Annotated in this window: 20 protein-coding genes; 15 read left to right on the top strand and 5 right to left on the bottom strand. The window is 71.6% G+C overall.

Annotated elements, in window-relative coordinates:
- Nucleotides 1-95: 95 nt before the first annotated feature.
- The gene (locus tag B3G12_RS03375; protein WP_290499115.1) at nt 96-509 is read right to left on the bottom strand and encodes a hypothetical protein; all 414 of its coding nucleotides are present in this window, start codon (nt 507-509) and stop codon (nt 96-98) included.
- The gene (locus tag B3G12_RS03370) at nt 506-1294 is read right to left on the bottom strand and encodes an alpha/beta hydrolase (protein ID WP_290499113.1); all 789 of its coding nucleotides are present in this window, start codon (nt 1292-1294) and stop codon (nt 506-508) included. Before B3G12_RS03370 ends, B3G12_RS03375 begins: the two co-directional genes overlap by 4 nt.
- A 139-nt stretch (nt 1295-1433) precedes the next feature.
- On the opposite strand from B3G12_RS03370, the gene B3G12_RS03365 reads away from it, so the two are divergent.
- Together B3G12_RS03365 and B3G12_RS03360 are read left to right on the top strand one after the other, a co-directional pair.
- The gene (locus B3G12_RS03365) at nt 1434-2291 is read left to right on the top strand and encodes a lysophospholipid acyltransferase family protein (protein WP_290499111.1); all 858 of its coding nucleotides are present in this window, start codon (nt 1434-1436) and stop codon (nt 2289-2291) included.
- Between the two features lie 18 nt (nt 2292-2309).
- A complete protein-coding gene (locus B3G12_RS03360; protein ID WP_290499109.1) occupies nt 2310-3701 on the top strand; it encodes a class II 3-deoxy-7-phosphoheptulonate synthase in 1392 nt (463 codons plus the stop codon).
- Between the two features lie 114 nt (nt 3702-3815).
- Here B3G12_RS03360 and B3G12_RS03355 read toward each other — a convergent pair whose 3' ends face one another.
- The gene (locus B3G12_RS03355) at nt 3816-5789 is read right to left on the bottom strand and encodes a protein kinase domain-containing protein (RefSeq protein WP_290499108.1); all 1974 of its coding nucleotides are present in this window, start codon (nt 5787-5789) and stop codon (nt 3816-3818) included.
- Complete coding sequence (locus B3G12_RS03350; protein ID WP_290499107.1) at nt 5779-6954, bottom strand: lytic transglycosylase domain-containing protein; 1176 nt, start codon at nt 6952-6954, stop codon at nt 5779-5781. The genes B3G12_RS03355 and B3G12_RS03350 overlap by 11 nt, the downstream gene beginning before the upstream one ends.
- Nucleotides 6955-7094: 140 nt before the next feature.
- On the opposite strand from B3G12_RS03350, the gene B3G12_RS03345 reads away from it, so the two are divergent.
- Complete coding sequence (locus tag B3G12_RS03345) at nt 7095-7487, top strand: Rv2175c family DNA-binding protein (RefSeq protein ID WP_186366723.1); 393 nt, start codon at nt 7095-7097, stop codon at nt 7485-7487.
- Nucleotides 7488-7502: 15 nt separating this feature from the next.
- Here the strand turns inward: B3G12_RS03345 and B3G12_RS03340 are convergent, their stop codons facing one another.
- A complete protein-coding gene (locus B3G12_RS03340; protein WP_144942771.1) occupies nt 7503-8612 on the bottom strand; it encodes a polyprenyl synthetase family protein in 1110 nt (369 codons plus the stop codon).
- A gap of 147 nt (nt 8613-8759) precedes the next feature.
- On the opposite strand from B3G12_RS03340, the gene dinB reads away from it, so the two are divergent.
- The 12 genes from dinB to murG all read left to right on the top strand — a co-directional run bounded on the left by dinB (nt 8760) and on the right by murG (nt 23454).
- The gene (dinB, locus tag B3G12_RS03335; RefSeq protein WP_290499103.1) at nt 8760-9998 is read left to right on the top strand and encodes a DNA polymerase IV; all 1239 of its coding nucleotides are present in this window, start codon (nt 8760-8762) and stop codon (nt 9996-9998) included.
- 38 nt (nt 9999-10036) lie between these two features.
- Nucleotides 10037-10438, top strand: a complete 402-nt coding sequence (locus B3G12_RS03330) for a DUF3040 domain-containing protein (RefSeq protein WP_144942773.1) — start codon at nt 10037-10039, stop codon at nt 10436-10438.
- Between the two features lie 264 nt (nt 10439-10702).
- Nucleotides 10703-11134 carry a division/cell wall cluster transcriptional repressor MraZ gene (gene mraZ, locus B3G12_RS03325; protein ID WP_290499155.1) on the top strand — a complete coding sequence of 144 codons (432 nt, stop codon included), beginning with the start codon at nt 10703-10705 and terminating at the stop codon, nt 11132-11134.
- Between the two features lie 296 nt (nt 11135-11430).
- Nucleotides 11431-12414 (top strand): 16S rRNA (cytosine(1402)-N(4))-methyltransferase RsmH, encoded by a 984-nt coding sequence (gene rsmH, locus B3G12_RS03320; protein WP_290499101.1) that lies wholly within the window; start codon nt 11431-11433, stop codon nt 12412-12414.
- The gene (locus tag B3G12_RS03315; protein ID WP_144942775.1) at nt 12411-13025 is read left to right on the top strand and encodes a hypothetical protein; all 615 of its coding nucleotides are present in this window, start codon (nt 12411-12413) and stop codon (nt 13023-13025) included. Before rsmH ends, B3G12_RS03315 begins: the two co-directional genes overlap by 4 nt.
- Nucleotides 13026-13110: 85 nt before the next feature.
- Nucleotides 13111-14964, top strand: a complete 1854-nt coding sequence (locus B3G12_RS03310; protein WP_244944807.1) for a peptidoglycan D,D-transpeptidase FtsI family protein — start codon at nt 13111-13113, stop codon at nt 14962-14964.
- Between the two features lie 98 nt (nt 14965-15062).
- Nucleotides 15063-16700, top strand: a complete 1638-nt coding sequence (locus B3G12_RS03305) for a UDP-N-acetylmuramoyl-L-alanyl-D-glutamate--2,6-diaminopimelate ligase (protein ID WP_144942776.1) — start codon at nt 15063-15065, stop codon at nt 16698-16700.
- Entirely contained in the window at nt 16697-18172 is a 1476-nt protein-coding gene (locus tag B3G12_RS03300) for a UDP-N-acetylmuramoyl-tripeptide--D-alanyl-D-alanine ligase (RefSeq protein ID WP_144942777.1), read from the top strand. The genes B3G12_RS03305 and B3G12_RS03300 overlap by 4 nt, the downstream gene beginning before the upstream one ends.
- A gap of 5 nt (nt 18173-18177) precedes the next feature.
- Nucleotides 18178-19311, top strand: coding sequence for a phospho-N-acetylmuramoyl-pentapeptide-transferase (gene mraY, locus B3G12_RS03295; protein ID WP_144942778.1), 1134 nt, complete (start codon nt 18178-18180; stop codon nt 19309-19311).
- Nucleotides 19312-19409: 98 nt separating this feature from the next.
- Nucleotides 19410-20972 carry a UDP-N-acetylmuramoyl-L-alanine--D-glutamate ligase gene (gene murD / locus B3G12_RS03290; protein ID WP_290499095.1) on the top strand — a complete coding sequence of 521 codons (1563 nt, stop codon included), beginning with the start codon at nt 19410-19412 and terminating at the stop codon, nt 20970-20972.
- Nucleotides 20969-22324, top strand: a complete 1356-nt coding sequence (ftsW, locus tag B3G12_RS03285; protein WP_290499093.1) for a putative lipid II flippase FtsW — start codon at nt 20969-20971, stop codon at nt 22322-22324. The genes murD and ftsW overlap by 4 nt, the downstream gene beginning before the upstream one ends.
- Nucleotides 22321-23454: an undecaprenyldiphospho-muramoylpentapeptide beta-N-acetylglucosaminyltransferase gene (murG, locus tag B3G12_RS03280; protein WP_290499091.1), complete on the top strand. Its 1134-nt coding sequence runs from the start codon at nt 22321-22323 to the stop codon at nt 23452-23454. Before ftsW ends, murG begins: the two co-directional genes overlap by 4 nt.
- Nucleotides 23455-23487 lie beyond the last annotated feature (33 nt).

Here is a 23487-nt window from a genome sequence, read left to right as displayed (position 1 = left end):
CTGGTGAGATCGAGCCTCAGCCTACTGTGTGTTTCCGTTCATACACCGGCGCGACGCTCGGGTGACGGCGCGATGCGCGGACGACGGCGAGGCACTCAGACCACGGCGCCGTCGTCGTCCTCCTGGGCGTCCTCGGGCAGCGCCCGGAAGACGAGGACAAGACCTGCCACGATCCCGGCGATCCCCGCAACCCACACGAGCCCGGGCAGGGGGCCGGGCAGCAGGGCGAGGCCCAGCATGATCACAAGGACCGCCAGGATCACGCCCAGAGCCCGCAGCATCGCGGGGGAGATCCCGCTCGTCACGGGGCCCGGGTCAGGGTCGTAGCGTTCGTCGGCGGGATCCTCCGTGAGCTCCGGGGGAATCCCGTCCGCGGGCTGCTCGCGGGGCTCCCAGGGAACATCCTCCGCCCAGGGCTCCAAGTCCTCGTCGTCACGGGGGACGTCGTCCCACGTGTTGGCGCGGATGATGCTCTCGAACGGGTCCTCGGAGGGGGTGCGTCCGCTCATGCCCGGTCCCCGGGCAGGAACGGCTCACCGCGGGAGAGCCGCTGGACGGCGTCGCGCGAGGTGGCCTCGACCACCGGGGCGTCGCGGTCGAGGGTGGCCACGTGGTAGCTCTCGTGCAGCGGGACCACGAGCACCTCGCCGCGGCTGCGCCGCGCAAGCAGGTCCGCGGACGACCCGGAGACCACGTGGTCCTCGTCGGAGCGGAACACCACGGCCGGTGCCGTGACGGCGGGGAGCATCCGCACGGTGTGGTGCATGAGGGTGTTCAGCTGGGCCACTGCGGCCAGGGGAGTGCGGTCGTAGGCGGACTCCAGCCCGGTGGGGTGCTTGATGTCGCTGCCGATGCCCTCGAGGGACGGGACGGCCGGGGCGAGCACGTGGCTGAAGCGGGCCATCCGGTTCACCAGCGCCAGGGCGGGGTTCACCAGCAGCACACCGGAGACGTCCCGCCGCGCGGCGGTGTGCAGCGCGAGCGCGCCGCCCATGGACAGCCCGCACACCACCACGTGCTCGTGCTCCCGGCGCAGCGCCCAGTACTCGGCGTCCACGGCGTCCCGCCAGTCCTGCCAGTGCTGACCGGCGAGGTCCTCCCAGCGGGTCCCGTGACCCGGCAGGAGGGGGACGCGCACGCCCGGGTGGGCGCCGTCGTCGTCGACGGCCGTGTGGATCGCCCGCGCCCACTGCGCCACGGAGGCAGTGGTCGAGGTGAAGCCGTGGAGCACCAGCACCCCCACGGAGGAGGTGCCGGGAAGGGACAGGGGGCCGTGCTGCGGATCCGGAGACATGGCGCCATTGTGCCAGCCGCCGGCCCGCCCCGTGAGAGAATCGCCCGTGGACGCCCGGCCACGGGCCCCGCTCCCGGCGACGACGACGGACCCGCCCACCACCCGCACGGTGCGGCGCGTCCACGAAAGGCTCCCACTGATGGTGTACATGTTCCTGCGGACCTATGTGGTGGCGCCGGTGGTCAACCTGATCTGCCGCCCCACGGTGATCGGCCTCGACAACGTTCCCGCCGAGGGCCCCGCGATCCTCGCGAGCAACCACCTCTCCGTCCCGGACTCGATCTTCATGCCCGTGGCCGTTCCCCGCCAGGTCTACTTCCTGGCGAAGTCGGAGTACTTCACCACCCCGGGCCTGCGCGGGCGGGTCGTCGCGTGGTTCTTCCGCGCCATCAACCAGATCCCCATGGACCGCCGTGGGGGACGGGCCAGCGCGGAGTCCCTCAGCGCGGGGGGCCAGGCGCTCGCCGAGGGCAAGCTCGTGGGCATCTACCCGGAGGGAACGCGGTCGCGGGACGGGCGGCTGTACCGGGGGAAGATCGGTGTGGCCCGGCTCGCGCTCGAGACGGGTGCTCCCGTGATCCCCGTGGCCATGCACGGCACGGACCGCATGCAGCCCCTGGGCTCGCGCTTCCCGGACCCGCGCCGCGCGAAGATCACCACCACGTTCGGCGAGCCCATGGACTTCTCCCACCTGATGTCCCAGCACGGGGACCACGCCACGCTGCGGCGCGTGACCGACGAGATCATGGCGGCCATCCAGCAGCTCTCCGGGCAGGAGCAGGCCGATGTCTACGCCGCTGACCACAAGCGCCAGCTCGCGCAGGAGAGGGCCCGGGAGAAGTCCGGGGGCCTGTCCTCCCAGGCGCGCGAGGTCGCCCAGGCCACGAAGGACAAGGGCCGCGCGGTGACGGAGGCCGTCTCCCAGCAGGCCGGGGCGCTGGGGGAGAAGCTGCGGGATCGTTCACATGACGGAACGGACGAGCAGGGCCGCCGCTGAACGGCCTACACTGTCCGAATGAGTTCCCTGACCCTGCCTGAACAGTTGCGATCCCCGGCATCGTCCCTGCGTGCCGCGAACTACCCCGGCCTGGACGACTGGCGGGGCAAGACCATCGGCCAGCACCCCCAGTGGGCGCAGCACCCTGACTTCGCGCGGTCCATCGAGGAGCTCAACACGGTGCCGCCGCTCGTCTTCGCGGGCGAGGTGGACCGGTTGCGCGCGCGCCTCGCGGAGGTCGCTAGCGGCGAGGCCTTCTTCCTCCAGGGCGGCGACTGCGCCGAGACCTTCGAGGGCGCCACGGCGGACAAGATCTCCGGGCGCGTGCGCACCCTGCTGCAGATGGCCGTGGTGCTCACCTACGGTGCCTCGATGCCCGTGGTGAAAATGGGCCGCATGGCCGGGCAGTTCTCCAAGCCGCGCTCCTCGAACGAGGAGACCCGCGACGGCGTGACCCTGCCCTCCTTCCGCGGCGAGATGGTCAACGGCTTCGACTTCACCCCGGAGTCCCGCGAGCACGATCCGAACCGGATGCTGCGCGGCTACCACACCTCGGCGTCCACCCTGAACCTGATCCGCGCGTTCACCCAGGGCGGCTTCGCGGACCTGCGCCGCGTGCACCAGTGGAACATGGGCTTCGCCGCCAACCCCGCCTACTCCCGGTACGAGACCATGGCGCGGGAGATCGACCACGCGGTGAAGTTCATGGCCGCGTGCGGCGCGGACTTCGACGCGCTGCGCACCACCGAGTTCTTCGCGGGCCACGAGGCGCTGCTGCTCGACTACGAGCGGGCCCTCACGCGCATCGACTCCCGCACGGACCTGCCGTACGGCACCTCCGCCCACTTCCTGTGGATCGGGGAGCGCACCCGCGAGCTCGACGGCGCCCACGTGGACCTGCTCTCGCGGCTGCGCAACCCCATTGGCGTGAAGCTCGGCCCGGGCACCACCGGCGAGGACGCGCTGCGCCTGATCGACGCCCTGGACCCCGAGCGCGAGCCCGGACGCCTGACGTTCATCACCCGCATGGGCGCCAAGAACATCCGGGAGAAGCTTCCCCCGGTCATCAAGGCGGTCCAGGAAGCGGGCGCCAGGCCCGTGTGGGTCACCGACCCCATGCACGGCAACACGGTGTCCCTGCCCTCCGGGTACAAGACCCGCAACTTCGACGACGTCGTGGACGAGGTGCGCGGCTTCTTCGAGGTGCACCGCGAGCTGGGCAGCTTCCCGGGCGGCATCCACGTGGAGATGACGGGCGACGACGTCGCGGAGTGCCTGGGCGGCTCGGATCCCGTGGCCGAGTCCTCCTTCGCGGAGCGCTACGAGACGCTGTGTGATCCGCGGCTGAACCACATGCAGTCCCTGGAGATCGCGTTCCTCGTGGCGGAGTACCTCTCGAACCAGAACTGAGCGCATCCCTGACACCGCCCCGGTGCCCCCCTCTCCGGGAGGCGGCACCGGGGCGGTGTCCGTGTGCGGGGACGATGACGGCTGGAGGGCACGTCGGTTGCGAGGAATCCCGAATCAGAGCACGGTGAGGAAGACGGTGTCGCCCTCCTCGCGCTGGCTCACCACGCGGTGCAGGTGGGAGCCCACGGGAGCAGAGACCTCCACCGTGTAGCCCTTCGCCTCGAGGGTGCTGCGCGCCTCCTCCTCGCTCTGGCCGACCACGTTCGGCGGATCCCCCTGCGGGCTGTCCGCCGCGACGGTCAGGTCCACAGCCGTGCCCTCGTCCACGCTTGCGCCCGCGGCGGGGGACTGCGAGACCACGGTGTCCACGGCCTGGGTGGAGTAGGTGCTCGTCACCGTGCCCACCGTGAGCCCGGCGTCCGTGACCGCGGTCCGTGCGGCGTCGGCGGAGAGACCCGTGAACGTGGGGACGTCCACGCGGGCCGGTCCCTCGGAGACGAGCAGGTTGACCTGCTCGATGCCGCGCACGGAGGCGGAGGCGGCCGGGTCCGTGGAGATCACGGTGCCCTCCGGTGCGTCCCGGCTGGTGGTGGAGCGCACGCCCACGTTGGAGATGCCCGCGGCGTTCAGTGCGCGCTCTGCGCTGGCGGCGTCCTGCCCCGCCACGGCGGGAACCGTGGCGGACGCGGTGCCCGGCGCCGAGCCCAGCCACCAGCCCAGGAATCCTGCGACCGTCAGCAGCAGCGCGAACAGGATCACGGCGACCGCCACGTGCAGCGGTGGCAGGTTCGGGTTCAGGCGGACGCGCGGAGTCTCGGGGGAGCGGCGCGCAGTGGAGCCGGACTGCCGGCCGGCGCGGGCGCCCACTGCGGTGGTGGTTCCGGTGGCCTCAGGGTCGTAGCTCGGAAGGATCGGGGAGGTGGGCGGGCCGCTGCGTGGCGTTCCCATCACGCGGGTGGCGTAGGGATCTGGGCGGATCGTGGCGGTGCGCTCTGCGGTGCCCAGCGCCTCCGTCGCGGCCTCGCCGCCCGGTGCGCCATCCCCGAGGGTGCCGGAGTCAGATGCGCTGCCCAGACGATTCCGGGCGTCGAACGCCTCGGTTGCCATCTCGTCCCCGTGCCGCGTGGTGGTGCCGAACACCTCGGTGGGTGCCTCGCCCGCGGACTCGGCGCGGGCGGCGTCGCCGTCGAGCGCGGAGAGCGGTTGCGTCAGTGCGGTGTCGAGGGAGGGCGGGTCCTGGGGCGCCGGCAGGGAACGGCGGATGGCGAGCGCGAGGTCCAGCAGTGCGGCGGCGTCCACGGGCCGGCGGGAGGCATCGCGCGCGGTGGCTCGCAGCACGAACTCGTCCAGGGTGGGCGGCACCCCGGGGACGACGCCGCTCGGGGCCGGGACGTCGCGGCTCACATGGGCGTTGACCACCTGCAGGGCGGTGCCCGTGTAGGGGCGCGAGCCCGTGAGCATCTCGTACGCCATGATTCCCACGGCGTAGACGTCGCTGCGCTGATCCACGGGACCGTCCCCCACGAGCTCGGGGGCCGCGTAGCCCACCGTGCCCAGGACGGTCGCGCTCGCGGTGTGCTCGTCCACGGCGCGCATCAGTCCGAAGTCCGCGACCTTGACCTGGCCGTCCTCGGTGAGCAGGACGTTCTCGGGCTTGACGTCCCGGTGGATCAGACCGATCCGGTGGGCCTGCCCGAGGCCGCGCAGAACGGGGATCAGCAGGTCCAGCGTCCGCCGCGGGGACAGCGGCGCCTCCCGGGCGATGATCTCCCGCAGGGTGGGCCCGGACACGTACTCGAGCACGAGGTAGAGCTCGCCCTCGCGGGTGTGCCCCTGGTCCAGGACCGAGACGACGTTGGGATGCTGCAGCCGAGCCGCGGACTTCGCCTCGCGCTGGGCCCGGCGCACGAACGAGGAGTCGTCCGCGAGGTGCGGGTGCATGATCTTCAGCGCCACGGGCCGGTCCAGGCGCTCGTCGATCCCCTCGTACACGGTCGCGGAGCCGCCGCGCGCGATCCTGCGCCGGACCGTGTAGCGGTTCTCGAGCAGGGTCCCCTCGCGGGGGTCGTTGGTGCTGCTACTGGGCAAAGTCTCGTTCCTGTGCGCTCACGGCCTTCACGTACGCCTTGGTGTCGGGGTACATACCGTACGTCCGCACGCCGTGCAGACCCTGGTAGTAGGCCGCGATGCCCACGTCCTTGGACGGGGCCGTGTCCTGCAGCTCGCGGATGATCGCCACCCCGGCCGTGACGTTGTCGCGGGGGTCCAGCAGGTCCAGGTCCCGGCCCACCATGGCCGAGGCCCAGTCGCCAGCGGCAGGCAGCACCTGCATGGTGCCCACGGCGTCCGCGGGGGAGACCACCGAGTGGCGGAAACCAGACTCCTGGGAGGCATGCGCCAGAGCGAGCGCGGGGTTCACGCCCATGGACTCTGCCGTGCTGCGCACCAGCTCCCGCAGCTCGTCCGGGGACGGCTGGGCGCGATCGGTGAGCTGTTGGCGGTGGGTGTCCGCGGAGGCGACGACCTCGGCGGGGTACGTGCGCCCGGCCATCGACGTGGGCCCCGTCGTCGGGGCGGAGCCGGCGGCGCCGTGGGCCGGGTGGGCCCCGGCTGCGGCGTCCGTCGCGGCTGCGGTGTCCGTGGTGTCCAGGGGATCCTCCGACGACGTCGTACGGCCACTCTGTGCCCCATCAGGGGCAGGCACAGCGAGACTCTGCCCGGGGCGCAACCCGGCACCTGCCGGGAGGCCGTTGGCGGCCGCGAGGTCCGCGACGCTCACCCCGTGGCGCAGCGCGAGGTCCCAGAGGGTGTCACCGGAGGCCACCGTGTGACGGGCGACGGGGTGGGAACCGGTGCGGGCGGCGTCGTCGCGCTCGGCGCCGTCCATCGAGGTGCTGGCCCGCGTGCCGCGCTCATTCGCGGCACCTGCCTGCGTGGCGGTGGGCAGCGTGAGGCGCTGGCCCGGTCGGAGCATCCCGTGCGCCGGGACGTCGTTGGCGGCCATCAGCTGGGTGACCGTGACGCCGTGGGCGGCGGCGAGGGACCAAAGGGAGTCCCCGGCCCGCACGGTCACGGCGGAGGAGCGCGTCTGCTGAGAGGCATGGACGCTGTGAGCGGGTGCGGTCGCGGCGTGCGCGGGGCCGATGGTCCCCAGAGCGGTGAGCGCGGCCAGCGCGGCCGCCGAGCCCTGCGCGGCGCGGCGACCCCACGCGGGTCGCGGGGAGGGGCGGTCGTGGGGCGGCTCAACCGGCATGTTCGCGATTCCTGCCTCGGGTGGGGGAAGTAGGGGGTGCACGCGGTGCGCTCGCGGGCGGCGCGTGTCCCCACCAGATTACCCGACGACTCCGGCCCGGCCCCGGGGGTGTGAGCCTGGCGCCGCGCCGTGGCAGAGTAGTGCCCGTGAACTACGCAACGGATCTGACACCCGAGGAATTTGCCGAGCTGGATGCGCTTGTGGGCGAGTGGAGCTATCTGCCGGACATCGCCGAGGCCATGGACGTGCAGGTGACGCGAGTGCACCGGCTCATGGACGACGGCTCCCTGCTCGAGGTCCGCCGCCCCGAGGACCGCGTGCGCGTGGTGCCCGCCGAGTTCATGGACGGCTCCCACCCCCTCGACTCCCTCAAGGGCACCGTGGGTGTGCTGCGCGACGCCGCGTTCACGGACGCGCAGGCCATCCGCTGGCTCTTCACCGCGGACGAATCCCTGCCGGGCCGCCCCATCGACGCGCTGCGGCGCGGTCAGAAGACAGAGGTGCGACGGCGGGCCCAGGCTCTGGGCTGGTAAGGCACGGGCCCGGTTCTACCGGGCGCGCCGCACGGCGGCGTCGGCGAGGTTGCGCAGCCCGGCCCGGCTCACCCCGTCCGTGGCGAGGGCGGCCAGGCCCTCGTCCGAGGTGGTCACCAGCGAGTCGATGAGCTCCTCCGAGCGCGCCAGCGCGCCACTGTCACGGATCAGTGTGCGGGCCCGGTCGACGTCCCGGTCGCCGAGTTCCGGGGTGCCCAGCACAGAGTCGAGCCACGCGTTCCCGGCGGGGTCGCCGTACTGCGCGCACAGCGCCACCAGGGCGGTGCGCTTGCCCTCGCGGATGTCGTCCCCGGCGGGCTTGCCCGTGGTCTCGGGATCCCCGAAGACTCCCAGAACGTCGTCGCGCAGCTGGAAGGCCTCCCCGAGGGGCAGGGCGAAGGCGGTGCACGCGGTCAGGAAGGCGGGTCCCGCCCCGGCCAGTGCGGCACCGATGCTCACGGGGTGCTCCACCGAGTACTTGGCGGACTTGTAGCGCAGCACGGTCATGGCGCGCTCCAGCTGCTCGCGGGGATCCTGCGGGGCCGGGGAGACCTCGGCGTGGATGTCGAGGTACTGGCCCACCATGACCTCGGTGCGCATGGTCGAGAACAGCTCGCGAGCCCGTGCCGCGGCGGGCGCGGGGACCCGGGCCGCGGCGTCGGCGAAGAGCTGCTCTGCGAAGGACAGACTCATGTCGCCGGTGAGCACCGCGGCGCTCACCCCGAAGTGCTCGGCGTCCGCGGCCCAGCGGGACTCACGGTGCAGCGACTCGAAGACCCGGTGCACGCTCGGGTTCCCGCGGCGGGTGTCCGAGCGGTCCAGGATGTCGTCGTGGATCAGCGCGGCGGTCTGGAACAGCTCGAGCGCCGCGGCCGCGATCTCGGGCTCGGGCTCGTGCGCCCCACCGCCAGCCGCGCGCCATCCCCAGTAGCACAGCCGCGCCCGCAGCCGTTTGCCGCCGTGGGTCAGCCGCTCGATGGCGTCCACGAGGTCCGTGGCGGAGGGCGAGATGCCCGTGACGCGCTCGCGCTCGGCGCGGAAGAACTCCCGCAGCCGGGCGTCCAGCCGGGCGGAGAACTCCCGGTCCTGGAGCGCTGCGGTCGCGGTCGCGTCGGAGGGGGTCATGCCGGGGCACCTCTGTTCTGGGGAAGTCGCTCCGCAGGAGTTCTGCTGCGCCCGTCCAGCCTAACCGGCCGCCGCGGCGTGCGTGTCGGAGCCTCCACCTACTCTTGCACCTGGAATGCCGATGGGCGCGGTTGCGAGAGGAGCGGGATGGCGGGTCCGAGTGCGGAGCAGCTGGAGCAGTACCGGCGCTGCGCGATCCTGCACGTGGACATGGACATGTTCTACGTGGGGGTGGAGCTTCTCAACGCCCCGCAACACCGGGGCCGGCCCGTGATCGTGGCGGGCTCCGGCGCCCGTTCCGTGGTGCTCTCCGCGTCCTACGAGGCCCGCGAGTTCGGCGTGCACTCGGCCATGCCGCTGATGCAGGCCCGCGCGCGGTGCCCCTCCGCCGTGCTGTTGGAGCCGCACAAGGAGGCCTACGCGCACTACTCGCGCATCGTCATGGGAATCTTCCGCTCGGTCACGGACCGCGTGGAGCAGCTGAGCGTGGACGAGGCGTTCCTGGACGTCTCAGGGGCCATCAGACGCTGCGGACCGCCCGTGGAGATTGCTCGGCGGCTGCGGCGCGAGATCCAGGAGTCCACGGGGCTCACGGCGTCGGTGGGCGTCGCCGAGAACAAGACGGTCGCCAAGATCGCCTCCGCCTACTGCAAGCCGGACGGGCTGCTGGTGGTCGCCCCCGAGCACACGCGGGCGTTCCTCGCCCAGCTGCCCGTCAACAAGCTGTGGGGTGTGGGCCGGCGCACCACCGAGACGCTGCAGGCCGCGGGTCTTCCCACGGTGGGCGACATCGCGGCCACCCCGCTGCCCCGCCTGCACTCGCTCGTGGGGGTGGCGGCCGGCACCCACCTGCACCAGCTGTCCAACGGGCACGACCCCCGCCCGGTGACACCCGTGCGGGAGGAGAAGAGCCTCGGCGCCGAGCGCACGTTCGAGCGCGACGTCGCCGAGACCGCCGCCCTGAAACGGGTGCTGCTCGGGCTCAGCCACGACACCGCGGCCCGGCTGCGCCGCCACGGGCTGCGCGCCGGGCGCGTGGGGCTGAAGCTGCGCTACGCGGACTTCGCCACGATCAGCCGCTCGCACACGCTCGGGCACCCGGTGACCTCCGCGCACGACCTCTACACCGAGGCCTGCTCGCTGCTGGACGGGATCGGCCCGCGACCCCAGGCCGTGCGGCTGCTCGGGGTGCGTGCCGAGAAGCTCACGGGCAGCGAGCACGCCCTGCAGCTGAGCCTGGACGGCCGCGAGGCGGAGTGGGGCGCGGCGGAGGAGGCCATGGACCGGGTGCACCACAGATTCGGCCCCGGCACGCTGCGCCCGGCCAGACTCATGGGGCCCACGATGCCAAACCGCCCCGCACGGGATATTCTGGACGACACGTGAGGCTCGCCCGCCCCACGCTCAACCCCTCAGGAGGAATCGTGCCTCTCTCCGAGCACGAACAGCAGCTTCTCGCCCAGCTCGAGAAGCAGCTGCACGAAGAAGACCCCCGCTTCGCATCCACCATGCACAAGGAGGCGGCGCGGGGCCGCGGCTCCATGCGCAACCTGGTGCTGGGCGTGGTGATCGCGGTCGTCGGGCTGGGCGTTCTCCTGGCCGGTGTCTCCACCCACCTGATCGTCGTGGGAGTCCTGGGCTTCGTGCTCATGGCCGCCGGCGCGTACGTGGCCACCCTGCGCAGCAAGGCAGCCCCCGGCGAGGTTCCGGGCACGGGGCGCACGCCACGGTCACCCCGTGACAGCTCCTCCGGTTCTGGAAAGTCCTCCACTTTCCTCCAGAACCTCGAGGAGAAGTGGGACCGGCGCAACCAGGGCGGGCGCTGACCCCCTCTCCACCACAGTCTCGGACCGCACGGTCCACGAAGAGCTCCCCGGCACACCGCCGGGGAGCTCTTCTCGTTCCCGCCCCTCGTCAGCCCCGGTTTTCCGGGCCGGGAGAGGGCGTCGGGTGCGCGACGTCGGGCTCCGGCCCAGGTTCTCGAGCCGTGTCGTGGAGCGGATCCGCATTGACGGGGGAGGGGTGTGGAGTAAAGTGGAGGGCGGTAGAGAAGCGAGGGTCGGGCTGGCCCTCATCCGAAGGCGGTGGCGATGTTTCTCGGAACATACGAGCCGCGTCTGGATGAGAAAGCACGGCTGATCCTTCCGGCCAAGTTCCGGGCTGAACTGGCGGACGGACTGGTGCTGACACGAGGGCAGGAACGTTGCCTCTACGTGTTCAGCGCGCAGGAGTTCGCCAGGGTGCACGAACAGATGAGAGCGGCACCGCTGTCGTCGAAGCAGGCCAGGGACTACATCCGCGTTTTTCTCTCCGGGGCATCGGACGAGATCCCGGACAAGCAGGGCCGCATCACCATTCCCGCGTCACTTCGTTCGTACGCGGGCCTGGACAGGGAACTGGCGGTGATCGGGGCGGGAAGCCGCGCCGAGATCTGGGATGCGGCCGCCTGGCAGCAGTACCTCGCGGAGAAGGAAGCGGCCTTCTCCGACACCGAGGACGAGGTGATACCCGGTCTCTTCTAGGGAGCGGGAGCAGCCGGAGGTGCGCACGCGACGTCGCCGGTCGTGAGATCTCCAGCCGCCCACGTCACCGTCCTGACTCGACTTCCCCCGAGTCAGGCCGGATTCGAGGGGCGAGCGGCGGATGGGGATCTGGTGACCGGCCGCACGTGGGCCGCGCCGCACGGTGCGTAGCCGCCATGCAGACGGACCCCGTGGACACGGTGCGGTACATGAACGGCACCGCGGATGAACGGCCCGGGCCGGGCACACCTCGACAAGACCCCCAGGTAACACCCGCGACGGACCAGGAGCCCGGCATGGAAGACGCGCCCGCCGAGCAACGGCACATCCCCGTGATGCTGGGGCGCTGCCTGGACCTGCTGGCCCCCGCGCTGGACACCCCGGAGCCGGTCGTCGTCGATGCAACCCTCGGGATGGGCGGCCACACCCACGCCATGCTCGAGCGCTTCCCCTCCTTGCGCGTAGTGGGCATCGACAGGGACCCGCAGGCCCTTGAGCTGGCCGGTGCGCGCCTGGCCCGCTTCGGCTCGCGCTTCCAGGGCGTCCACAGCACCTATGACCACGTTGCGGACGCCGCCGCCCTCGCCGGGGTGGAGCGGGTGGACGGCATCCTCTTCGACCTCGGCGTCTCCTCGCTGCAGCTCGACGAGCGCGAACGCGGTTTCGCCTATTCCTTCGACGCGCCCCTGGACATGCGCATGGACTCGCACGCGCAGCTCTCCGCCGCCACCGTGGTCAACGAGTACACGGAGGCGGAGCTGCGCGACATCATCTACCGCTGGGGAGAGGACCGCTTCGCCCCCCGGATCGCGCGGGCCATCGTCGCGGCCCGCGCGCAGACGCCGCTGCGCACCACGGCCCAGCTGGTCGACGTCGTCCGCTCGGCCGTGCCCGCCGCGGCCCAGCACAAGAAGGGCCACCCCGCCAAGCAGACGTTCCAGGCGCTGCGGATCGAGGTCAACGAGGAGCTCGACGTGCTGGAGCGTGCCGTTCCCGCGGCGGTGGAAACTGTCAGGGTGGGAGGGCGTGTCGTCGTCATGAGCTACCACTCCCTGGAGGACAGAATTGTGAAGCAGGAGTTCGCCCGCGGCGCCCGCTCCACGGCTCCCAAGGGCTTTCCCGTGGAGTTGCCCGAGCACCGTCCCTCGCTGACCGTGCTGACGCGCGGCGCCGAGCGGGCCACGCCGGAGGAGACCGAGGGCAACCCGCGGGCCGCCTCGGCACGGCTGCGCGCGGTGGAGAAGCTCCGCGAGACCACGACCCCAGGGAGCGTCCGATGAGCAGTGCGGCCACCACCGCCTCGAGCGGCGCCTCCGAGGGCCACGGCCCGGAGCGCCGTCGGCCCCTGTCCGTGGTGCCTCACCGAGCCAGCCGTCGCAGCCGCGTATCCACAGTGGTGATGTGTGCGCTCGCGCTCGCCGCCGCGCTGGTGGGGATCCTCGTGCTCAACATCCAGATCACGCAGGGGCAGTACGAGCTCACCGAGCTGACGGGCCAGCAGCGCGCCCTGTCCCAGGAGAACGAGGCCCTGACCCAGGACATCGAGGCGAACTCCGCCCCGCAGAACCTCGCGGCCCGGGCCAACGACCTCGGCATGGTCAGCGCGAAGGACGTGGGCAGCATCGACATCGCCTCTGGAGCTGTGAGCGCGCCGTCCGCCGTGGCCGAGAAGGGCGACCCGCAGAACATCCTCGTGCCGCCGGCCAAGCTGAAGGGCTCCGACGCCGCCGAGGCCAACCGCCGTGCCGCCGAGGAACGCGCGGAGAAGCGGGCCAAGGAGGAGGCGGACAAGAAAACCGCCGAGCGCGAGGCCGCCCAGAAGGCCGACAACGCGCGGGACCTCAACGGGGGCTCGTTGCCCGCGCCGTCGCAGCGCGCACCCGGCAACTGACGCCGAGGGTCCACACGTCGGACCCGCGACCACCACCCATCGGAGGGAGCCGCACCACGCCGGAGTCCAGGAAACGAGGAAGACCGTGTCACCATCCACAGCGCGCAGGAACCGACTGCTCAGGCCCTACTCGCGCATGCAGGTGGGCATCGCCGTGCTGCTGGTGCTGCTGCTGCTGGTGGTGGGCAAGCTCTTCTGGATCCAGGGACTGGACCCCAGCGGCAGGGCGGAGGCTGCGGCGGCGCAGCGCACGCTGGTGGAGTCGATCCCGGCGGTGCGCGGTGAGATCACCGACTCCCGGGGCGCGGTGCTCGCCCGCACACTGCAGCGCTACGACATCACGGTGGACCAGACGGCGGTCACCTCGGTGGACGTCCCCAGCACGGACGGCTCCACCCAGACCGTGACCCCCACCCAGGCGGTGTACAAGATCGCCGACGCCCTGGGAATGAGCGACACCGACGTCAAGAAGGCGCTGGACGGCGACAAGACCTTCAACTATGTGGCCCGCGGCGTGACCCCCGAGCAGTACAACAAGCTGCGGGAGCTGAACCTGCCCTACATCTATGGCCAGCCCACGTTCCAGCGCAGCTACCCGAACGGCTCCCTGGGCGGCTCGGTGGTGGGCTTCCTCGGCGGGGACAGCCAGGCGCTGGGCGGCATCGAGCAGACCCAGGACTCCGCGCTGCGCGGCACGGACGGCGAGCGGCGCTTCGAGATCTCGGGCGACGGCGTGCGCATCCCCGTGGCCCCGCAGGAGCAGAAGGCCGCCCAGAACGGCTCGGACGTGCAGCTCTCCCTGGACAGCGACGTGCAGTTCTTCGCCGAGCAGGCGGTGCGCGAGCGCGCCAAGGCCCTGAAGGCAGAGTGGGGCACGGCCGTCGTGATGGACGTGAAGACCGGAAAGGTGCTGGCGCTGGCGGACACCTCCTCCGTGGATCCGAACGCGCCCGGGGAGGCCAAGGCGGAGGACCTCGGGGTGCGCGCGGTGACGCAGTCGGTGGAGCCGGGCTCCACCGAGAAGATCGCCACACTCGCCGGTGCGCTGGACCGGGGGATTGTGACCCCGTCCACCCAGATCACGGTGCCCTCCTACCTGCAGATCGGCTCGGAGAAGATCACGGACGCGTTCGACCACCCGGCGCAGAACCGCACGGTCGCGGGCATCATCGGGGACTCCATGAACACGGGAACGGTGATCATGGGCTCCAAGATGGACAAACAGACCCGGCACGACAACCTCGCGAACTTCGGGGTGGGCCAGGCCACGGGCATCGAGCTGCCCGGCGAGTCCACCGGCATCCTCGCTCCCGCGGACCAGTGGGACGCCCGCCAGGAGTACACAGTGCTCTTCGGCCAGGGCGTCTCCCAGACCCCGCTTCGCACTGCCTCGATCTTCCAGGCCGTGGCCAACAAGGGCCGTCAGATCGAGCCGCGCATCGTGAACTCCGTCACGGCGGCGGACGGCACCGTGAGCACCCCGCAGAGCCCCGAACCCAAGCAGGTGCTCTCCGAGTCCGCGGCCCAGGACACGCTGGACGTGATGGAGAACGTGGTGACCCAGGGCGGTGCCAAGGAGGCCGCCGTGCCGGGCTACCGCGTGGGCGGCAAGACGGGAACGGCCGAGGCCCCGAGCGACAGCGGCGGCTACGACGGCTACACGACCTCGTTCGTGGGCGTGGCGCCCATGGAGGATCCGCAGTACCTGGTGGCCGTGACCATGCAGCGCCCCCAGGGCGACGTCCACACGGTCGGGGTCACCTCCACGTTCTCCACGATCATGTCCCAGGTGCTCCACCACTACAACGTGGCACCCTCCACCACCGAGGGCCCGAAGTTCGACATGCAGGTCCCGGAGAACATCAAGCGGGACGTGACCCCGGAGAACGCCCTCGAGCAGACCTGGCCCGAGCCGAGCAGGGACGACTCCCAGGGCTAAACTTCCGATGCAGGCGCGCACAGCGTGGACTACTACCGGTGAGCTGCCGGCCCGGGTGAGCGGGGATCGTTCGCAGACAGGTTTCGAGAAGGACTTTCATGGAGACATCTGCCCACGAGGGGGTCGACGCGCAGAGCATGCGTCCCTCCCGACCCGTGCCCCACACGGTGCAGGAGTTGGCCCGGCTGACCGGTGCCGAACTGGTGCCCGCCCGTTCCGATGCGGCCGGCGCGGTGACGGGCGTGGTCCTGAACTCGCGCGAGGTGCAGCCCGGTGACCTCTACGCGGCACTGCCCGGTGCGCGGGTGCACGGGGCGCGCTTCGCCGGCGACGCCGCCGCCGCGGGTGCCGTGGCCGTGCTCACCGATCCGGTGGGTGCGCGTGAGCTCGCGGCGGCTGGTGTGGACCTGCCCGTGCTCGTGAGCCCGCAACCGCGCACGTGGGTGGGTCCGGTGGCCCGCGCGGTCTACGACTCCCAGCCGCAGGACGGCACCGGCCAGGAGCTCTTCGCCGTGACCGGGACCAACGGCAAGACCACCACCACGTACTTCACCACTTCGATCCTGCGCGCCCTGGGCCACACCACCGGGCTGATCGGCACCATCGAGATCCTCGCCGGAGACACCCCCATCCCCTCGCGCCTGACCACACCGGAGGCACCGCACGTGCACTCGCTGCTGGCCCTGATGCGCGAGCGCGGGATCACGGCCACGGGCATGGAGGTCTCCTCCCACGCCCTCGAGTACCACCGGGTGGACGGCGTGCGCTACGACATCGCCGGATTCACCAACCTGACGCAGGACCACCTGGACCTGCACGGCTCCATGGCCGAGTACTTCGAGGCCAAGGCGCAGCTGTTCACGGCGGAACGCACGCGGCGCGCCGTGCTCGTGCTCTCCGAGGACGACCCCTGGGGCGCCGCGATGGCGCAGCGCGCCCGCGAGAACCTGGGGGCCGAGAATGTGACGACCGTGGCCCTGCGCGGCAGCGACGCCGCGGGGGAGCCCGCGGACTGGACCCTCAGCTCGCTCGAACGCAGGGGGATCGGCAATGCGTTCCGGCTGCAGCACACGGACGGGACACAGCTGCGCGTGCACACGGGCTTGCCGGGCGAGTTCAACGTGGCCAATGCGGCGCTGGCCGTGCTCATGGTGCTGGACTCCGGCGTGGCCGTGGATGCCCTGCAGCGCGCGCTGGACGAGCACGACCCGCTCACCACGAGCGTGCCGGGCCGGATGCAGCTCGTGGGCACCGCCCCCACGTCCCTGGTGGACTTTGCCCACAACCCGGACGCGCTCGTGCGCTCCCTGCGATCGGTGACCCCCGAGGACCGCGAGGGCCGCGTGATCGTCGTCTTCGGCGCCACGGGCCAGCGGGACACGACCAAGCGGCCCGTCATGGGCAGGGTGGCCGCCGAGGAGGCGGACGTCGTGATCGTCACGGACGACGACCCCCACTCCGAGGAGCCCGCCCCCATCCGGGAGCAGGTGGCCGCCGGGGCCCGCGAGGCCGTGGCGAACGGAGCGCGCGCCACGGATGTGCTCGTCATCGAGCCGCGTGCCACGGCCATCCGCACGGCCGTTCGGATGGCCCGCCCCGAGGACTCGATCATCGTGGCCGGGCGCGGGCACGAGACCGCACAGGATTTCAACGGCGTGAGCGTCCCCCTGGACGATCGCGTGGAGCTGCGGAGCGCCCTCGAGGCGCTGCACGCGCACACGAAGGAGCAGAAATGATAGCCATCACCGCCGCCCAGGTGGCCGAGGCCGTCTCGGGCCGGCTCGTGGGGGTCCTGGACCCCTCGGCCGTGACCGTCACCTCGGTCACCACCGACTCCCGCGAGGTCGTGCCCGGCACACTGTTCGTGGCCAAGCCGGGGCAGAGCACGGACGGCCACCACTTCCTGCCGCAGGCCGCGCACGCCGGTGCCGTGCTGCACCTCACCGAGCGCGAGGTTGCCGAGGAGTCGGGAACACCCTTCCCGTCCGTCGTCGTGGAGGACGTGGTGCTCGCCATGGGCGCGCTCGCCTCGCACGTGCTCGGGCAGCTGCGCGCGGACCACGCTGTCACGGTGGTCGCCGTGACGGGCTCCGTGGGCAAGACCACCACCAAGGACCTGCTGCACGGGATCTTCAGCGCGCAGGGGCCCACGGTGGCCCCGCGCAACTCCTACAACGGCGAGGTCGGGGTGCCGCTGACGGTCTTCACCGCCACGGAGGAGACCGAGTTCTTCGTGATCGAGATGGGTGCCACGCACATCGGCAACATCCGCTACCTGTGCGAGATGGTCCGCCCGGACGTCGGTGCGGTGCTGTGCGTGGGCTCGGCCCACGCGGGCGAGTTCGGCGGCGTCGATAACATTGCGCGCGCCAAGGGGGAGATGGTCGAGGCACTGGCCCCGGAGGGCACCGCTGTGCTCAACGACGACGACGCCCGGGTGCGCGCCATGCGCGAACGCACCGTGGCGCGCGTGGTCTCCTTCGGCCAGGGCCCCGAGGCCCACGACGCGGCCACGGCGGACCCGCGCGTGTGGGCCGAGGACGTCACGACGGGCGCGGACGGCTGCCCGGTGTTCACCCTGCACCTGCCGGACGGCTCCGAGCACCCGGTGCGCTCGAAGCTGATCGGCGTGCACCACGTGACCAACCTGCTCGCGGGGGCCGCCGTCGCGTGGTCCGCCGGAGTGGATCCCGCGCAGATCGCAGCCGGCCTCGAGGGTGGCGCGCGCTCCCGGTGGCGCATGGAGCGCACCGAGCGCGCGGACGGCGTGACCGTGATCAACGACGCCTACAACGCCAACCCGCAGTCCATGAAGGCCGCGCTGCAGACGCTCGCGCAGCTGGGACGCGGGAACGCCGAGCACCCCGCCCGCCGCACGATCGCCGTGCTCGGCGCAATGCACGAGCTCGGCGAGGACTCCGTCCAGGCCCACGCGGATCTCGGGCAGCTGCTCGTGCGGCTGAACATCTCGCACGTGCTGGCCGTGGGGGATCTCGCCCGGCCCGTCTTCACCGCCGCGACCCTCGAGGGGTCGTGGGGCGAGGAGGCGGCCTGGGTGCCGGACGCCGAGCACGCAGAGGAGTACCTGCGGGAGCAGCTGCGCCCCGGGGACATCGTGCTGCTGAAGTCCTCGAACGCGGCGGGACTGAACCACCTGGGTGACCGGATCGCGGCATCCGGGTCCGAGACGATCCAGCGGGAGGTCTGAGCCGCATGATCCAACTTCTCATGGCATCGGGGCTCGGCCTCGTGTTCTCCATCTTCGGGACCCCGGTCCTCATCAAGCTCCTGGCCCGGCGCGGGTACGGACAGTACATCCGCGACGACGGCCCCACGTCCCACCAGACCAAGCGGGGCACGCCCACCATGGGCGGTGTGGCCATCCTGCTCTCGGTGGTGGCCGCGTACCTCGTGACCCACCTGATCAGTGTGCTCGCCTGGCCCGATAACGGGGGCATCACCCTCTCCGGGGTGCTGGCCCTGGGGCTCATGCTGGGCATGGGACTCGTGGGCTTTTTGGACGACTTCAAGAAGATCTCCAAGAAGCAGAACCTCGGGCTCACCGCCGCCGGCAAGATGATCCTGCAGGGGGCCATCGGAACGGCGTTCGCGGTCCTCGTGCTGTTCTTCCCGGACGCCTCCGGACACACCCCCGCCTCCACGGCGATCTCCTGGACGCGGGACACCGGGCTGGACCTCGCGTTCGCCGGGCCTCTCGTGGGCCTGGTCCTGTTCGTGGTCTGGGTGAACCTGATCGCCACCGGCACCACCAACGCCGTGAACCTCACGGACGGGCTGGACGGCCTCGCCACCGGCGCCTCGATCCTCGTGTTCAGCGGTTACATGCTCATCTCGCTGTGGCAGGCGGGGCACCTGTGCGACACCGTGGGGCAGGCCGCGTGCTACGAGGTCCGCGACCCCATGGACCTCTCGATCGTGGCCGCCGCCCTTGTGGGCGCGCTCATCGGTTTCCTGTGGTGGAACACCTCGCCCGCCAAGATCTTCATGGGCGACACCGGCTCCCTGGGTCTGGGCGGGGCGCTCGCGGCCTTCGCGGTGCTCTCCCGCACTGAGCTGCTGCTGGTGCTGATCGCGGGGCTCTTCGTGGTCATCACCCTCTCCGTGATCCTTCAGGTGGGTTACTTCAAGCTCTCCCACGGCAAACGGATCTTCAAGATGGCGCCCCTGCAGCACCATTTCGAGCTCAAGGGTTGGCAGGAGGTCACCATCGTGGTGCGCTTCTGGATCATTGCCGGGCTCTTCGTGGCCGCCGCCCTCGGGGTGTTCTACGGCGACTGGCTGCTGCACAACGGGGGAGCGTTCCCCGGCACCGAAGTGCTGCACTGACAGCGCTGGACCGACACCCCGCACCCGGTCTCCCCAGGGACCCCGGGACCCCCGACGAACGACACCCGGACCAGAGGAAGAAGAGGCACCGACCAGTCATGATGCACGCGAGCAACGAGAACCCCGTCCTGGACAACCCGCGGCTCACCGAGCTCACCAGCTGGGACGCCGACTGGTCCGGACTGCGCGTGGTGGTCGCCGGGATCGGCATCTCCGGCTTCGCCGCCGCGGACACGCTCATCGAGCTCGGTGCCCTCGTCACGGTCCTGGACTCGGGCGACAACGAACGCAACCAACAGGCCGCGGACACTCTGAAGATCGTGGGCGCGCGCGACGTCGTGCTCGGCCCGGACGCCATGACCCGCGTCCCGGACGTGGTCGGGGTCCGTCCCGACCTCGTGGTGACCTCGCCCGGAATCCGCCCCACGAACCCGCTGCTGACGGCGGCGCGCGAGGAGGGGATCCAGATCTGGGGGGACGTGGAGCTCGCGTGGCGCGTGAGCGAGCGCCGCGGCCGCCGCACCCCGCAGTGGCTGTGCGTCACCGGGACGAACGGGAAGACCACCACGGTGGGGATGACCGAGTCGATCCTGCGGTCCGCCGGGCTGAAGGCCATCGCTGTGGGCAACGTGGGCACCCCCATCCTGGACGCGCTGCGCGACCCGGTGGAGTACGACGTCCTCGCCGTGGAGCTCTCGAGCTTCCAGCTGCACTGGGCGCACTCGGTGTCCCCGCTGGCCTCGGCGGTGCTCAACGTGGCCGAGGACCACGTGGACTGGCACGGTAGCTTTGAGAACTACCGCGCGGACAAGTCCCGCGTGTACGAGAACACGCGCGTGGCGTGCATCTACAACGTGGACCAGCCGGGCGCGGAGGAGCTGGTGGAGGCGGCGGACGTGGTCGAGGGCTGCCGCGCGGTCGGCTTCACCACGGGCACTCCGGGTCTCTCGATGCTCGGGGTGGTGGACGAGCTGCTCGTGGACCGGGCGTTCGTCGCGGACCGTGCCACGAGCGCCGCGGAGATCGGCTCCGTCGCGGACACCGGGGACCTTCCCACACGTCACGGGGTGGCCAACGCGCTCGCGGCCGCCGCGCTGGCACGCGCGGCGGGAGTGGAGCCGGGAGCCGTGCGGGACGGGTTGCGGGCCTACCGCCCGGGGGAGCACCGGATCCAGCTCGTGGCCGAGACGGAGGGCGTGCGCTGGATCGACGACTCCAAGGCCACGAACCCGCACGCCGCGCAGGCCTCGCTCTCCGCGTTCGACACGGTGGTGTGGATCGCGGGAGGGCTGTCCAAGGGCGTGGACTACGACGAGCTCGTGGCGGCCAATGCGCAGCGCCTCAAGGCCGTCGTGGTCATCGGCACCGACGACGCCGCGCTGCTGGGCTCGCTCTCCCGGCTCGCCCCGGAGGTCCCGGTTCTGGCGGCCACACCGGGCCTGGCAGGTGGCACGGCCACCTCCAACGGGGAGCCCGCGATCGACCCCTCGGACGGGCACGCGGTGATGCGCCGCGCGGTGCAGCTCGCCGCGGCGCGGACCGAGCCCGGTGACACCGTGCTGATGGCCCCGGCCGCCGCGTCCATGGACCAGTTCACTGACTACGCGGACCGCGGCACGTCTTTCTCCCGCAGCGTCCACGAGGAACTAGGACTGGCATGAGCACACGCGCACCCGCACCGACTTCCCCCCAGGGCGAGGCGCCCGAGAGCACACCGCGCCCCGCCGGGGCGGCACTGACCACCCGCCTGCGCGCCCTGTGGCACCACCTCACGGACGGCCCGCTCTTCCACTCCTACTACGCCCTGGCCGGGTGTGTGATCCTGCTGACCGGCATCGGCGTGATGATGGTGCTCTCGGCCTCCGCCGTGGAGTCCATTTCCGACAGCCGCTCCGCGTACTCCCTGTTCGCCAAGCAGGCGGTCTTCGGGCTGGTCGGACTCGTTCTCATGTTCTCGCTCTCGCTGGTGCCCGCCCGCTGGTACCGCGCCGCGGCATGGCCCCTGTGGGGTCTCAGCGTGCTGCTCTCGCTGCTGGTCTTCTCCCCGTTGGGGCAGGAGGTCAACGGAAACCGGAACTGGCTGGTCCTCGGCGGGCAGTCCTTCCAGCCCTCCGAGCTCGCGAAGCTCGCGCTGTGCCTGTGGCTCGCCGCACTGTTCGCCAAGCAGGGGGACGTGGTGGAGCACGAGTGGAAGAAGGCGCTGTGGCCCTCCCTGCTCGGCTTCGGCGTCCCCACGGTCCTCGTGCTCGGGGGAGGTGACGCCGGCACGGCCATCGTGTTCTGCCTGATCTACGCCGCCGCGCTGTGGTTCGTGCGCGCACCCATCAAGATCTTCCTGGGGGGTGCGGCGCTCGCGGTCGCCGGCGGTCTCCTCCTGGTGGTCACCGCCCCGCACCGGCTGGACCGCATCAAGGGCTGGCTCTTCGGTGACTGCGGTGCCACGGATGCGTGCTGGCAGGCGCAGCAGGGGCTCAACGCGCTGGCCACCGGCGGCTGGTGGGGCGTGGGCCTGGGTCAGTCCCGACTGAAGTACAACTACGTCCCCGAGGCGCACAACGACTACATCTTCTCGATCATCGGGGAGGAGCTCGGTCTCGTGGGAACCACCATCATCCTGGTGCTGTTTATCGTGATGGTGGTCGCCATGGCCCGGATCCTCACCCGCACCCGCAGCACCTTCGTGCGGATCACCACCGCGGGGATCGCCACGTGGCTCGTGGGCCAGGCGTTCGTCAACCTCGGCATGGTCACGGGCCTGCTCCCGGTGATCGGCATCCCCCTGCCGTTCATCAGCTACGGTGGTTCCGCGCTGCTCATGACCATGGCCGCCGTGGGTGTGGTGATGTCCTTCGCCCGGGTGCCGCGCACCGTGCGCGTGGGCCGCGGCCAGGGCCTGGGCGGCTCCCAGATCCTGGACGCCCAGGAGGCCCACGAACAGGGCCTCGACGACGGCGCGGCTCGCGGCTCGTGGGCGCAGCGTGTGACCGGACGCTTCGGAAAGGGACGACGATGACTTCCACGCAGGAGAGCGCAGCACTGGAGCAGCGCGCGGGATCTGCCCGTGTGGTGCTCGCCGGGGGCGGCACGGCGGGGCACATCAGCCCGCTGCTCGCCATTGCGCACGCGATCCGGGATGAGCGCGAGGACGCGAGCGTGTGCGCCGTGGGGACGGCCTCGGGCATGGAGACCCGGCTGGTCCCCGCCGCCGGTGTCGACCTCGAGCTGATCGGACGCGTTCCCCTGCCGCGCAAGCCGTCCGTGGACCTGTTGAGGCTGCCTCGCCACATGGCCACCGCGGTGCACCAGGCGGGGCGGATCCTCGACTCCCGGCAGGCCACCGTGGTGGTGGGTGTGGGCGGCTACGTCTGCACCCCGGTGTACCTGGCCGCCCGTCGTCGGGGCATCCCCGTGGTCATCCACGAGGCGAACGCCAAGCCCGGGATCGCCAACCGGGTGGGCGCGCGCTTCGCTACCGCCGTGGCCACCGCCTTCCCGGACACGCCGCTGCGGGGCGCACGCGTGGTGGGCATGCCCATGCGCCGCGAGATTGCCACGCTGGACCGCGCGGCGCAGCGAGCGGCAGCCCGCGCCGACCTCGGCCTGGAACCGGACCTGCCCACCGTGGTGGTCACGGGGGGTTCCTCCGGCGCGCAGTCCATGAACCGCACCGTCGAGGCCGTGGTCCGCGAGGTGGGGGAACAGGGCTACCAGCTGCTGCACGTGACGGGACGCGGCAAGGAGCTGCGCACTCCGGAGGGTGAGCTGCTGCGCGCCCCGCACTACGTCCAGACCGAGTACGTGGACGGGATGGAGAAGGTCTACGCCGCGGCAGACCTGCTCGTCGCCCGCTCGGGTGCGGCCACCGTGTGCGAGGTCGCCGCGGTGGGCCTGCCCGCCGTGTTCGTGCCCCTGCCCATCGGCAACGGGGAGCAGGCGCTGAACGCCCGTTCCCTCGTGGCCGCGGGCGGCGCGCAGCTCGTGGCCGACGCCGAATTCACACCCCGCTTCTACCGGGACACCGTGGCGCCCCTGGTGACCGACGCCGCCCGCCTGGACGAGATGACACGCGCCTCCGCGGCGCACGGCGTCCGCGACGCCGCCCAGGTGATGGCGCGGCTCACCCTCGACACCGCCCTCGCCTGACCCCCGCTTCCCCGCACGCACCACAGGAGACGA

Source organism: Kocuria sp. UBA5001 (assembly GCF_002398425.1).
GTDB lineage: Bacteria > Actinomycetota > Actinomycetes > Actinomycetales > Micrococcaceae > Kocuria > Kocuria salsicia.
This window is presented reverse-complemented; position numbering and strand designations above follow the sequence as displayed.

Bases quoted from the DNA above. Each gene is read 5' to 3' on its own strand.
- B3G12_RS03375 (WP_290499115.1), bottom strand. From the start codon at position 509: ATGAGCGGACGCACCCCCTCCGAGGACCCGTTCGAGAGCATCATCCGC.
- B3G12_RS03370 (WP_290499113.1), bottom strand. From the start codon at position 1,294: ATGTCTCCGGATCCGCAGCACGGCCCCCTGTCCCTTCCCGGCACCTCC.
- B3G12_RS03365 (WP_290499111.1), top strand. From the start codon at position 1,434: ATGGTGTACATGTTCCTGCGGACCTATGTGGTGGCGCCGGTGGTCAAC.
- B3G12_RS03360 (WP_290499109.1), top strand. From the start codon at position 2,310: ATGAGTTCCCTGACCCTGCCTGAACAGTTGCGATCCCCGGCATCGTCC.
- B3G12_RS03350 (WP_290499107.1), bottom strand. From the start codon at position 6,954: ATGCCGGTTGAGCCGCCCCACGACCGCCCCTCCCCGCGACCCGCGTGG.
- B3G12_RS03340 (WP_144942771.1), bottom strand. From the start codon at position 8,612: ATGACCCCCTCCGACGCGACCGCGACCGCAGCGCTCCAGGACCGGGAG.
- dinB (WP_290499103.1), top strand. From the start codon at position 8,760: ATGGCGGGTCCGAGTGCGGAGCAGCTGGAGCAGTACCGGCGCTGCGCG.
- mraZ (WP_290499155.1), top strand. From the start codon at position 10,703: ATGTTTCTCGGAACATACGAGCCGCGTCTGGATGAGAAAGCACGGCTG.
- rsmH (WP_290499101.1), top strand. From the start codon at position 11,431: ATGGAAGACGCGCCCGCCGAGCAACGGCACATCCCCGTGATGCTGGGG.
- B3G12_RS03315 (WP_144942775.1), top strand. From the start codon at position 12,411: ATGAGCAGTGCGGCCACCACCGCCTCGAGCGGCGCCTCCGAGGGCCAC.
- B3G12_RS03305 (WP_144942776.1), top strand. From the start codon at position 15,063: ATGGAGACATCTGCCCACGAGGGGGTCGACGCGCAGAGCATGCGTCCC.
- B3G12_RS03300 (WP_144942777.1), top strand. From the start codon at position 16,697: ATGATAGCCATCACCGCCGCCCAGGTGGCCGAGGCCGTCTCGGGCCGG.
- mraY (WP_144942778.1), top strand. From the start codon at position 18,178: ATGATCCAACTTCTCATGGCATCGGGGCTCGGCCTCGTGTTCTCCATC.
- murD (WP_290499095.1), top strand. From the start codon at position 19,410: ATGATGCACGCGAGCAACGAGAACCCCGTCCTGGACAACCCGCGGCTC.
- ftsW (WP_290499093.1), top strand. From the start codon at position 20,969: ATGAGCACACGCGCACCCGCACCGACTTCCCCCCAGGGCGAGGCGCCC.
- murG (WP_290499091.1), top strand. From the start codon at position 22,321: ATGACTTCCACGCAGGAGAGCGCAGCACTGGAGCAGCGCGCGGGATCT.